Source organism: Bacillus sp. CZDM1, assembly GCF_055502545.1.
Genome location: NZ_JBUESO010000010.1, coordinates 19138 through 33092, shown reverse-complemented (window position 1 = coordinate 33092; position 13955 = coordinate 19138). Strand labels below are relative to the sequence as shown.

The 13955-nt window shown below is 33.0% G+C and carries 7 protein-coding genes; all 7 read right to left on the bottom strand.

What is annotated here, in order from left to right; genetic code table 11:
* Positions 1 to 85: 85 nt before the first annotated feature.
* Positions 86 to 3262 carry a DEAD/DEAH box helicase family protein gene (locus ACY3XC_RS21035; RefSeq protein WP_464870274.1) on the bottom strand — a complete coding sequence of 1059 codons (3177 nt, stop codon included), beginning with the start codon at positions 3260 to 3262 and terminating at the stop codon, positions 86 to 88.
* Between the two features lie 13 nt (positions 3263 to 3275).
* A complete protein-coding gene (locus tag ACY3XC_RS21030) occupies positions 3276 to 6305 on the bottom strand; it encodes a site-specific DNA-methyltransferase (RefSeq protein WP_464870273.1) in 3030 nt (1009 codons plus the stop codon).
* A gap of 14 nt (positions 6306 to 6319) precedes the next feature.
* A complete protein-coding gene (locus tag ACY3XC_RS21025) occupies positions 6320 to 9202 on the bottom strand; it encodes an SNF2-related protein (RefSeq protein WP_464870403.1) in 2883 nt (960 codons plus the stop codon).
* A gap of 230 nt (positions 9203 to 9432) precedes the next feature.
* Positions 9433 to 10917 carry a recombinase family protein gene (locus ACY3XC_RS21020; protein WP_464870271.1) on the bottom strand — a complete coding sequence of 495 codons (1485 nt, stop codon included), beginning with the start codon at positions 10915 to 10917 and terminating at the stop codon, positions 9433 to 9435.
* 3 nt (positions 10918 to 10920) lie between these two features.
* Positions 10921 to 11058, bottom strand: coding sequence for a hypothetical protein (locus tag ACY3XC_RS21015; protein ID WP_464870270.1), 138 nt, complete (start codon positions 11056 to 11058; stop codon positions 10921 to 10923).
* Positions 11059 to 11307: 249 nt separating this feature from the next.
* On the bottom strand, positions 11308 to 12807 hold the full coding sequence (locus tag ACY3XC_RS21010; RefSeq protein WP_464870269.1) for a recombinase family protein: 1500 nt from the start codon (positions 12805 to 12807) through the stop codon (positions 11308 to 11310).
* Positions 12804 to 13922, bottom strand: coding sequence for a hypothetical protein (locus tag ACY3XC_RS21005; protein ID WP_464870268.1), 1119 nt, complete (start codon positions 13920 to 13922; stop codon positions 12804 to 12806). The genes ACY3XC_RS21010 and ACY3XC_RS21005 overlap by 4 nt, the downstream gene beginning before the upstream one ends.
* Positions 13923 to 13955 lie beyond the last annotated feature (33 nt).

Here is a 13955-nt window from a genome sequence, read left to right as displayed (position 1 = left end):
TTTTTTACCTTTTATAATCCTTTAAAAAGGAAAATAAGCAAGAACATTTTGTTCTTGCTTATATTGTATATCTGTTTTAACTTAACTAAAGAAATATTTTTTGAATCATCTTTTCAATATAAGTATCCCTGTCATCGTATTGGAATAAAATGTGCCTCTGTTCCATCTCTTCTTTCGGCAATGTAGTACCAGTATTTATTAGGTCAACATAGTTTGTATTGGAGACAATAAAGGAATTTAAAATTATCGAAGAATCATTTAGCCTTTCTTCCATTTCCTTAATTATTCTATAAAATTCTAGTTTGGGGTCTGTAATAGACAGGTTTCTAATCCCTTTAGGGTCCGCAAAGGTAACATATTGTTTATTATCATACAAAATCCAAATAATAAAATCTGGGTGAAAATTACCTGCTTCAAAGAATCCAATACCTCTTCCACGAGATTGATTACGCAGAATATACACTTGCTTGTCCCTAAAAAACACTTCATTATTCTCATAATAAGTTTTAAAGTCTTGAAGAAATAAAACTTCCTCTTCATTTAAAGCAACAGGTTTTACTCTGACGGTCGAGGAACTCCCATTAAATGAAATTAGTGGTTCGTATAAATGTTGCTCGAAAGAAAACGATTTAAATTGTCCATACTCTATGTCAATTAATTGTTCTTTCTCAAGAGCCACTTTTAACTTTTTCAATTCTTCAATCAAACTACCTTGTTCCTCTTTATCCAAAGTCACCTGGTATTCACTAAAGAAATTCTTATCACTTTCATCAAGGTCATAGTATTCCATGTATGGTGCTTCCCATGCTTTTTTAGCATTTAGATATTGTCTTTCGCAATATTTCTTCAAAAGAACTACTGCTATCTCTTCCCAACGTTTCACCTGCCCAAAGCTTTTATATTCAAGTTCACTTGCAGGAATTTGAATTGAATACCATGAATTATCACCTAATAATTCAGAAATTCTTTCTTTTGATAATTTAAGATTATACCATGTACGCTCATTCTTATATCTTTGCAATTCAAAATAGATACTCTCAATATTCATAAATGCAATATGGTATGGTTTAAATGTTGTTTCATTTAAAGAAGCAATTTGCACCTCTCTAACTCTCCCAGTAACATCCCTACTATCCTTAAACTGAATTTTAGGATACCAATTAACAATAACCTTTTGATATGACGAAATGTTACCGCCCGGCTTTGGTATTTCTGGCTTCGGACCTTGTTTCTTAAAATTGATACCCTCTTTTAACCGTAAAGCTTTCAATTTAAGTTTCCTCTTATTATAACTTTTAAGAACCGGAAGCATTATTTCTTCATATTCTATTTCAGTTTTTATCCCCTCTTCCTCTAGATACTCTTTGAATTGCTGCATATAATCCGCACGAATACCGAAAATATTCAAAGTTTCAATAAGATTTAAATATTTAATATTAGGTACTTCTGGAATGAGCCCTTTTAACGCGTCACTACGTTTTAAACTAAATTTAAACCCTTTCAGGCGGACACCTCTTCCGAATAGTTGAATAATTTGAGAGCCTTCACTTCTTCCCATATTCAATAATCCCATTGTACTAACACGCCAACTACTCCAACCTTCTGTAAATTTCTTAGAGCCAATTAATACATTAATTGAAGATTCCTGCTTATCAATCTTATGGAAATAGGATTCTGAAAATTCACGCTCTGTTGTTAGAAATTCTGGGTATTCTTCGCAAAGTTTCCATAACTGGGCAGCATCACCGACATTTATAACACCAAATGGCTCATTATCTCCTAACCGGAGAGCTAGTTCACCATCTTGCCCCTTAAGCCTTTCAACCCTTAATGTTGTTCTTGCAAGCGGCGAATTAAATAAAGTTTTTAAAATATCATAATAAGTTTCCAAAGGGCTTCTATTTAAATATGACAGGTACACAAAGGAATTTCTAAATATCTCCTGTCCCTTATTGTCCAGTAATCCTGGTTTTCCACTAAGTAGTGATTTAATTAAACTAATACTTTCATTTTCCTCTTTTACGAATCGTGCTATGAATAAAAGAACATCAGTTACATCAGATACATTCTTTCCATTTTGTTTTCGAAGTGCATTTACACTTCCTCCAACAAATACCCATAAGGGCTTCTCTACTAAAAATGGTCTGTATGAAATTTCATTATCATTATAGATTTTAAGTTGTTGATAAAAAGATACTAGGCATGCTGTTAAATATAAATGACGCACATTATCATCTTTGTCATTTTCTAGATTCAATATTTGATACTCTTTTCCATATCCATCAGCGTGAAAATATCGGTACGAATAATCAAATAAAATACACTTTGAGTATTCATCTATAAGCTCTTTCTTTTTTGAAACAGCCTGTCCAAAGGTTGCTGAATATTCGAAGGCAAAACCATTTTCACTTAGTTTTTCTCTTTTAGTTTTCCATTCATCACCACTAGAACCACGATGCCCCTCATCTACTAATACAAGATTATTTCCTTCAAATGTATCAATAGCAACAGTCTTCTCACCCATTTCGTCTTTTAGTTTATGAATATCAATAATAGATATTTCTTTTCCTCTTAATAGCCCACCTAGATTCTTATCAAATAAGGCAGCTTGAATACCTGATTTTTCAAACTCTCTTTCATGTTGCCTTGATAGGTCTTCACTAGGAGTTAGTAAAATAATGTGCTCAAGTTCCTCTGGTCTATGGTTTTTATAAAAGTAATTTAGATATTGTTTAATATTTACGTGCATTAATAATGTTTTTCCGGAACCAGTCGCATTCCAAAAAGCCAGCTTTTTCAAATCGTCTTCTTCATATAATGATAGTTGGTCTTTCTTGGCTAATTCAATATTCAACAAATTTACTAATTCATTTAAGTCTTTTAACAACTGACCCCTTTGATTAAAATAACGGTCTAAATAGATTTCAGTAAAAAGCAATGAAAGATACTGAAAATACTTCCATTTTATTCTTTCACTTCGTCTTTCACTAATTTCTAATGTAAAGCGAACAATATTTTCATCGAATTGTCTCAACATTTCATTAGTTAAATACTGTCTATCTACAAGCCTCAAAGTTAACTGTTTATAAAAACGGGATACATTGTCTATATCCAATTCTTCTAAGGCAGCATCCTTTAAATCCTTTGTAAGCATATCAAAATCTTCTACTTCAAATAGTTTAAACATATATTGGTTTAGAATTAACTGGTCGCTCAAATGTATCTTTTTCTTTTTTGCAGGAGCTTGTTTTGTTTTAACCATTTTTCTTTACCTCCTACACATTTTGAACTTCAAACATTAATCGTTTGAATTCCTCTTCAATAAGCACTACTTTCCATTTACTTTCATCTATTTTTAGATTTTCAATATGATTATCTCCATTAACATAGATTCGGTCGTATTCAAAATCTCTAGAATTAATATCTAGGGTACTTAAAAAGTCTTCTAAGTCCTCATTCGTTTTTTCATTAAGATTTCTCCAAATAATTAAAACATTTTCCCCTGTTCTTAATACACCTTTAATTAATTTATAACCACGAATAACATCCATTTCCCTAACTTGTATTCCAAGTAAATAATTGAATGTTTCAATAACATCAATTCTTTGTGTAATGGTCTCGGAATCTTTACTAATCTTCATTTTGTAGTCGAATGGATTTTTAAAATGGTTAAAATTCACTAATGACAGGCTTCCTTCAGATTCAACTTCAAGAAGGTAAGATAGATAATACTCTTCCTTAGCATCCTCAGACAAGCTATTATCGATTGCTAATTGTTGTTGTTCAGAACGCTTTATAATAATGTTTGATAAAGAATCCTCATAAGACTCTAAACGGATATATTTAAACAAATGACTTGAACCTTCACGAGATAGTGGTTTACCATCCTTCCAGTCATTTGAATAAATAACTCTTTTAATTCTAGGTACTAATACATTTTCGAAATGTTCACCCATCTCTACGAGAATATATTTTCTCTTCCCTTGGTCTTCCCTATTTAAATTGATAAGAGCATGGGCAGTTGTGCCCGAACCTGCAAAAAAATCTAAAATAATTTCATCATTCTTCAATATATGTCTTTGAATTAACTCTAAAAGCCCCACTGGTTTTGGTCTCGGAAAATCACTCTTTTCAAAACCTAAATCAATAATTTGTTCAGTTGCTCTTTCACTATTTACTTCTTTTTCTGTCCATACGCTTGTAGGCATTACTTTTTCTTCATCTGTTAAATAATCTTTTTCAAATACAGACCAAACTTTTCTTGTTGGCATATATTTAGGAATTAATTTATCAATATTAGCTTTACTAGTATCTATCCCCCATCTCCATCGACCTTCCTTACCATCAGCTCTTAATGGAGTAATTTGTATGTAATTTTCAATATTTATTAACTCCTCCGGTGATGCAAAGAAATCATTCTTCTCTTCATTGTAATAAAAATAATAAAACATATTTGGTCTATCTTCTCTTAAATCATTGTCACCAGTTTTACGAAGGTCAATTTCCCTATATCTATTGCCATCGGGGTCAACCTTATTATATCTCTTAAGGACATTTTCAGGTGGATTCCATCCGTGAGAAATAGCACCAGGCAGAGCGTAAAATAATATATTATCATGTGCAGTAGGTAGATGTTTTTGGTCCGACCTTCCTTTAGGATTATTAACATTTACTATTGCATTAATGAATGCCTCTTCACCTAATAAGGAATCCAAAAGGTTTTTGTATACAAATAATTCATTTTTATCAATACTACTACAAAATAAACCTTTTTTTTCATTCAAAAGTTTATTAGAAATAGCTATTCTATTCTCAATAAAACATAACCAGGAAGAATGTTTATAATTATCTTTATATAAAAACCCATCTCCCCCCGTATTATAAGGTGGGTCAATGTACATGGACGTTATTGAGTTTTGATATTTACTTAATAGTAAATTTAGCGCATGAAAATTATCACTATTTATAAGTAATCCATCTAAACTATTATCTAAATCTTCTATTTTTGAGATTAACATATCCTTAAAATTGGAACTAAAAAATTTTGTATCCAATACCAAAAATTGATTCTTTTTGATAAAATCAACTGATAATGATTTACTATAACCTTCTATCTCATCAATGAAATACATTCTTTCCCATTCTTTTACCTGTTCTTCATTATTTATAATTTCTTCATAAAGTTCTACAGGAATACGGTCTAGTGTTATACAGTAGTTTGTATCTACAACAAATTTCTTTTTGAGCCATAATTTCTTTTGGAAATTCTCAATTTGCTCAAGAAACTTAATAATTTTATGACCAATTGACTTAATTACTTTAACTTTTGATAAATACTGGTCAAATCGTTTTTCATTTTCCGTATCTAAATCATCTAGGTGGATAATTTCATTCTTAATAAAGAAATCTAATTCCCTCCTAAGAAATCCACCTAAATCTTTATGGATGAAGTAATCAAAGGAATTTTTTGATGTATAATCGTTTAAATACTTTTCCAATAGCGTTCTTTTTTTATTTCTTTCAGTCGGAGCTAAACCTCCTAGTTCTTCTAACCATTCACTAAATCCATTTTCATTATATATACGTTCAACAGTCTCCTCATTAATTTTTTCCCTTTTTCGATTATCATCATCTGAGCGATATTCAAAACGTATTGTTAATTCTCCATCGTTTTCCATTAGTGGTTCTTCATCCACTAAAATAAACCTACGTTCCTTTCCTTCCGGGGCTTTATTGTTGTTCTGTTCCGTATTCGCCTCTACAAGTTTAAAATGTACCTTTTTACCTGATGGTAATGTAAATTTATAGTCCCGAAAATTCTCTGATGTTTTCACATAATATTGGTCTGCATTTGCCCAGTGAAGTTTTACTTCTTCGCCCTCATAAGGTATGGCATATACGTTCTTTTTATATCGACGAAGTGATAAAAAATCACCTTCATGGTAATATCGATTAAAGAAATTTGTTAAATCTGAAAACACTTCATTTTCTAAAGCAGCAACATCTACACCTTTATTGAGTTGATTTTGAAGATAACTATATTTTTCAGAACTTTCTTTTGCAACACCCATGTCAGTTAGCTGCTTTTCGAGTTTCAATATTTCACCTTTAATTATTTCAACATCAGCATTTTTGTATTTTTCAAATGCTTTTTTCACCTGTGGTACTAGGTCTTCGTGTAAGAATCGAGTGACCTCATCTCGTTTCTGATTCATAATTCGGTATATGCCAAAATCTAAATCTGCTTGGTCAAATTGAAACATTTCTTCCAATAATTTTATAAACTTATTTAGTTTGGTACTCACTTTAAATCCTCCTATTAAATAACACTCCAACGGATTGTAAAAAGTTCTTCTTTTTCTGTCTTTTGTATTAATTGTTTTTCAAGTTCATCAATCAGTTCATCACGTTTTTCCGTAATCTTGTCTTCTACATCGAAAATTTGTTGGCGTTGTCTCCGTTGTTTTCTTTCCATATCTTTTATTTGCTTCTGTATTTCATGTTGTTCTTCTGTAGTCTTTGCTAAACGTGCTTGCCGTTTAAATTCTTTAATTTTTACTTTTGTATCATTAAGCTCCTTTTCAGAGGCAATCATCATATCATCTGCCCATTTTTCTAATCGCTCTCGTTCTTCATGAAAAAACCGATTATTGTACTCTAGAGATTTACTGATTGTAGCAGCTACATGTTGTTCTGCATCTTGTCCTACCTTAACTAGTAATGATTCGGAGCACTGACTAGATTCAACTATTTCTGCATTACAGTTAAAAAATTTTTCGCATATTTCTTGGTCAATTACTTTCCCACTATCAGATAATCCACTAAATAACAAGTGCTCTTCTTTTTGATATGAATTAATTGTCAGTTTTGTTAGCCTTAAATATCCGCTATGCCCAATCAATTGTTCTAATACGGATATTTTATAAGGATGATTAGTAATGTTAAAAACTACTTCTCTAATCGGTGTTTTAGCTTTTTTACCTTCGTTAATTACGTACTCACCTAATGGGTGCGATAGACGGTATAATTGGTGGGAACTCTTTGCTTGTTTATCCCTATCTTTTGTAATGAGTTGGTATTTTCCACTTTTGATATCAACATATTCAATGGGCTTTTCTAATTCAAATTGAAATTGTCCATCTTTAAATCGAGCACGGTCTTTTAAAATAATACTTGTCAATGACCAGAACATTTTACTTACACGGTCCAATTGATAATTTGTTTCATCAAGATGGAATTTCAAACGACTGTGTACATCTTCGTCAAAATGTTCCAGCAAGTTCTTTCTGGTATCGTCCATTCTATTTTTGATTTGACTCTCCAGCTCACTTTGTAATTGCTGGAATGCTGACTTAATTGCTTCAGGTGTGCGACATTCTTGGTAAATTGCGAGAATTCGCTTTTCAAAATCTACCCCTGATTCAATTGTTCCGAGGACTTCATCGGATGCTCCTAAAACACCTGTAAATAAATTAAATTTATCCTTCAGTAGCTCATAAACACGAGTATCAGCATCATTTCTCTTATTTAGAAAGTTAATTACAACAACATCATGTTTTTGACCGTACCGATGACATCGCCCAATTCGCTGTTCTATTCTTTGTGGGTTCCACGGCAAATCATAGTTTATTAGTAAAGAGCAAAATTGCAAGTTCACTCCTTCAGATGCAGACTCCGTTGCTATCATAATCTCCGCTTCATTTTTAAAGAAGTCAATTAATGCTTGCCTTTTATCTGCTGTTTTTGAGCCACTTATTTTAGTAGTACCTAGATTCTCATTACGCCATTTTTCGTAAATCCTATTTGAATTTAAATCTGTATTTGTTCCGTTGAAAATAACTAGTTTCCCTGCGAAGCCATTGGCTTCAAGAAAATTCTTTAAATATTCTTGAGTTCGCTTCGATTCTGTAAAAATTAGGGCTTTTCTGTTTGCTCCCATCTTTTCCATTTCAGTGAATCCCGTATCAATAGCCGTTAATAATGCTCTTGTTTTAGTATCGATTTTGATTGAACGAGCCCAAATAGCATATCTGTCTAACTCTTCAATCTCACTTTTTAATTTCTCTTTTTGGAAATATAAATCTTCATCGGTATCAAAGTCACCCTCATCTTCATCTATTATATCGAATTCCATTTCATCTTCAGCAACGAGGTCCTCTACCCAGGAATCTTCCACCTTTATTTTCATGTCGGATGATTGCAGGAGTTGTATCAAACGTTCTTTAATAGTTAATAAAGTCCCGGCAACTGCCTGTGAAGAAGAGGAGAGTAACTTTCTTAAGATTAACGTAGTAAGAACCCTTTGGCGTTGTGGAATCGCGTATGTATCCTCACGAAGCAAAAAATCAGATATAGTTTGATATAGTGCTTGCTCATCATCAGTTGGCATAAATGGGATAGTGAAAGCTTTTCGTTCTGTATATTGAATATATTCCTGTACTTGTGAACGAAGTGTTCGATGAGTAAAGTTCTTTAACCTAGCCTTCAATCCATCTAAGTCCCTGTCACTGCCCATATATTGTGCTCGAAATGCACCAACATCACCAAAGAAGTGGTCATCTATTAACGTTGATAAACCATATAATTCTAATAATGAGTTTTGAAGTGGTGTTGCCGTTAAAAGAAGTTTTTTTGTATCTTCGGTAGCCCATTTAATCCCTTTACCAAGCTTATTGCTTTTTCTATAAACATTTCGTAACTTATGAGCTTCATCGATGACTACTAAATGAAAGCCAGCCAGTCGTAGCTCTTCTTTTTTTCGATTTGCGAAATGATAGGACGTAATAATAACCTTGTCCTGCTTAAAAGGATTACTATGACCATCTCTATAAAGGTCATTAAATGATTTTGCTTCAAGTATGATATTTGGCATATTGAATTTTTCTTCTAACTCAACACTCCATTGTTTTCGGAGTGAGGCTGGGCAAATAATTAACAGTTTTCTTTTTCGTTCCGCCCAGTATTGGCATAGTACAATTCCTGCTTCAATTGTCTTACCTAAACCTACTTCGTCAGCTAATAAAACTCCTTTTGACAAAGGAGAACGGAAAGCAAATAATGCAGCTTCAATTTGATGAGGATTTAAATCTACATTTGCATCAAACAATGAACGCGATAACTTTTCAACCCCCTCAGCTGCCGAATGCCTAGTTAGTTCATTTGCAAAATACTTCGCATGATAAACTGTAGACAAGTATTTCACCCCTATCAATTAATATAAACAACTACTTCTATTATATAAAAGCAAACACTTCAAACACACTTCACTATTCGAAATAAGTTACTATTTTACTATTTTCTATTTTACCACTCTATAAATTGGATTTATATTACCAATCTCCATATATCAGCATTTGTTGAAAAAACTAATAAATATATTGACTAATACTAAAAACCCCACAAATAATGATTAATTATTTGTGGGGTTTAAGTCTAAGCAATTAAGTTATTTGAAGGTACTTTGAAATTATAATAAATTCTTGGTGTTCCACATTCCTCAATCTCAATCCGTGAAATAAATCTATGAATTAGCTCAGGAAGGATGTCCGGTGAATAAAGATACTGTAAGAAGTCGGTTTTAATACAATTTAGGTCAATTTCATTATTATTAGTATTTGCTTCAAGAGACGCTTTTTCAGCATGTAACTCTTCTAATTCTTTATTATTAATGCTGTTGGAAGCCTTAAAATCTTCCGCTGTCAAATCCCCATCTGCTCTCATCTGAATATAATTTAACTTCCGTTTTTTCAGGATTTTTATTTTGCTTTCAATTCTCTCTAATTCTTTTGTGCTCTTTTTTAAAGATTTTTCTATTTTCTGCTGAAAATGTTTTGATAACATTTCAAGATTTACTCCCTTTAAAAATTCGCCAAAATCATCAGTAATTGCATCTGTCAGCTTGTCTTCCTTTATTGCATGTGAAGAACATCTTTTGGTACCATATCTTCCGTAAGACCCACATATGTATCCTTTTCTATCCGAACGGAACCACATGCCTTTTTTACAATCAGCGCAGAAAGCAACATTTGTAAATAAGTGTGCTTTTGGTGCTGTTAAATTCTTCTTTCTTTGCACCATTTGTTTTTGTGCTGCCTCAAAGACATCCTTCATAATAATAGGTTCATGAGTACCTTCTACAATTTTTTGTTCATTCGTATCTATAGACTTTCTTTTCGTACTAACAACACTGATTGTAGTGGTCCGGCATTGGGCTAAATCACCAATATAATGCGGGTTAGATAGTATTGTTTTAATAGTATTGCTCATCCAATCGGTTCCTGCATTCTTCTTATTAATCACCTGAGCAGGAGTTGGTACTCCTTCTAGTGTTAGATTTTTAGCAATTGTATCTACCCCAGTTCCATTAATATATTCTTGGTATATCCTCCTTACAATTGCAGGAGTCTCATCCTTTCTTATATATAACTTCCCGTTTTCGAGGTAGTAACCGAATGGTGGTGTAGAACCTTGATACTTTCCAGAGGCAGCCCCAACTTCTTTTATGCTTTTTATACGTTGGCTTAAATTCTGGGATTCCTTTTCGTACATCCAAGCAAGTAACCCAAGCATATCTACGTTATTTTCCATTGTATTTACCATTCCATCCAATGAAATGATATGTACACCCTTGGCTTTAGCAAGATTGGCAATTTTATAGGAAAGTTCACCGTTACGAGCCAAACGTGATAAGTCTTTCACCAATACAACATCAATCTTTTGCTGTTCGATGTCATTTAATAATTTTATCAATTCTGGTCGTTTAGCTTTGGTTCCGGTCTTTCTGTCTTGATAATACTTTTCATATGTCCACCCTTTGTCCTGAATATATTTTTCAAACATCAGTTTTTGATTTACCAATGACGTATCCTGTTCTTCCCTACCAGTAGAAACGCGAGCATAAGCACCAACTCTATACATGTTTTATTCCCCTCTCTCAAAACTAGCATTATTTTTTATGTATTTTTTGTTTACAAAGTCATCGACTTTAGAATTAATTAAGTCTTGGAACATCTTTTCAAAACAGTCCCCATTTTTATCAAATCTTCGTGTAATTTTCATGATGTTTTCCCCCGAAAAGTAATTATATTTATGTATGTAATTTCGATTTAATGTCCATAATGGTTATTAGATTTCCGATATTACGACCATAATGGTATGCCATCTTGGAAGTAAAACCGAACCTGTTATAATAAAATGCCGTTATGATGCCGGCACTTGCCCATTCAGTTTTTTTGATTATTGCATTATGTAATGTGGTTCGATTTTCCATCCAAAGATATATGTAAAAGTTCGATTTTCCATCTACCATCATAAGGTGATAAATGAAACTGGATTGACTTTAAATTGAATATCAAATTCGAAATTGGACTCATCTTTAAAGCTAATTACGATTTCATTTATGAAGTTCAATAAAATTAATCGCTGCTCTGTCTGTGATAACTTACAGATATCGATATTTTGAAAGCTGTTCATAAACACTTCCAGTTCCGCAGGACTTAGAAGAATTTCGGTTTCTTTAATCGAGTGTTCGATTTGATTCATCTCATCTTTTAATCTGGTTTTAACATTGCTGAAGACACCCTTTAAATGCTTTTCCTGATGACTTTCAGCAAACCTTTCATTAGCTAAAACGAGCTGTTCCTTTGCCTTCAGTACATCCAAATGCTCTTGAAGTGACTGAATAAACTCTTTAAGGGTATTAATGACAGTCTCGGAGTTGATTTTTACAGACAATGATAACTGTTGTTGGATATAGCCCAACAGTTTTTCATTCAATATGTCAATATCCATTTCATAAGAGCAATTTGTGCAAAAATACTTAAAATAATTGTATTTTGTACCTTTTTTCTTGGTAGAACTGTTCCGGTGCATCAAATGGTTACCACAGTTTTTGCATACCAGTAGACCGCCAAACAAAAACGGTGTTTCCAATTTGTTGTACTTTTTCTTTAGCTCACGATTTACCTCAATGAGTTTAAAGAAAAAACTTGGAACAATTGCAACGTGACTTCGCTCAATTAAGTGCTCTTTTTGATGAATGTTATTTCGTCGGAATGTCCAATTTAAACTACCCCCGTAGGCTTGATTTTTTAGGATATTTTCTATACTGCTTGTCCGCCATTGTTTCTTTGACGGAGATGGAATACCAGCTTCATTTAAAATATCCGTAATCTTTTGAATTGAATGACCCCAGGAAGCCAGGTAAAAAATAAAAAGGACAATCGGAGCATTTTCATCTGGAACCAACTTTTTTTCAATTTGCTTATATCCAAATGGAACGGTAGAACCAGGGCGTTCCTTCTTACCTATATCTGTCTTTTGAGCATCAACTGCCCTTCTTGATTTATCATTGGATTCTCCATTTGCCATAATTAGGTGAAGTTTTACGTCTAAATCAGCCGGTGTCCATTCATCTTGTTTTGTAGTTGTATAGAATTTTAGGTGCGGCTTTTTTGCAATGACATCCGTGTAAAATTCCGATACAAAAGAGTAAATTTTTCTATCAATGCGGGAAAAATCATAAAATATAATCGCACTAACATCATGAGAAAGGACAATTTCTTTCATCTTGTTTAAGCCCTTGCGCTTACTGGCATTTTTACGATAAGCACTTTGCGCGTTATCGTAAAAGATAAATTCTTCTGGCAAATAGTAACCCTGCTTCTCGGCATAATCCTTAATTGCCATTCTCTGAATTTCAAATGACTGATTCCCATCCTGCTTGTGCGAAGAACGTCTTATTGAAGCCACTGCCAGTTTTCTTTTTTCATGAGGCTTTTTTTGGCTGCCGCCATGTTGGTTGCTCATATTGCAATCATCCTTTCTAACTGTTCATTGTTCAGGTATTCATTAAAGTAAAGGTTAAACGCCAATGTTGATTCATTAACAAAGCAATCCTTAATAATTAAGCTTACTAAATTCATAAGTTCTTCGTTTTTTAAGCAATCTTTTATTTTGACCTTGCTCACCAGGTATTTCACTTTGTTCTGGTAATTTTCACAAAGTAAAAGTTGCTCCCTTAGTTCCTTTCTTTTCTGTTTCTCTTCCATTAATAGTTTTAATTCGACTTTTTCATATTGCCTGGATAGAAATTTCTCAGAAGGCATTGTCGCAATTTGAGCTTCAATATACTCAATTTTTCGATTTACAGCTTCAAATTCATTCCCCAAGTTATCTAGCAGGTTATTTATCAATTGAATGGCTTTCTTCTCGATTTCTTCCTCATTCAAATTTTCAAAGACCATTGCGCAGCTTTTAAGTAACATATCATTGTAATCATCAACGCTAATACATATTTTTCTATGTTTATTTGAGCAAGTATAAATGCCTGATTCCCCAATTTTATCTTTCCTGTATTTCATACCTTTTTTACAAATCCCGCACTTTGGAAGCAGGATATTTTCATCACTTCGTCCGCTTATGTTTTGCTGCAATTTCTCAACGAATGGTTCAATAACTTCTTGCACTTCAAGGTAAATATCCTTAGTAATAACCGGTTCAACATAAGCGAGCGAATTCAAATATGTACTTATTTTTTCACAGCCGGCATAGAAGGGGTCTGTTAGTATTCGCACGATATCAGTTGGCTGCTTTTTCATCAGACTAGAAAATGTTGAAATAAGTTGAATGAATCCAGTTGTATCACCAATATCCCTAGCCTTTTCAAACAATTGGAATATATTATTTTTTTGCTCCTTTTGAAGAGTGTAAGACTTCTTGCCCTGGTCATCTTTGTGCGTATCGTAACCAAATTTCCTTGGAGGGAGCTTTCGGTGTGCATCTGCAACCCGACGAGCAATTGATTTCCCCTCTTCTTCGATTAATATTCCATTGAAACCTTCAATTAGATAATTGGAATTGAAAGATGGATAACTTGAATCTGCCGAAGTAAATACTACCTTAACGTCATGCGAAATGAACAAATCCACCATTTCAAGGTATTCATAAAAATTTCT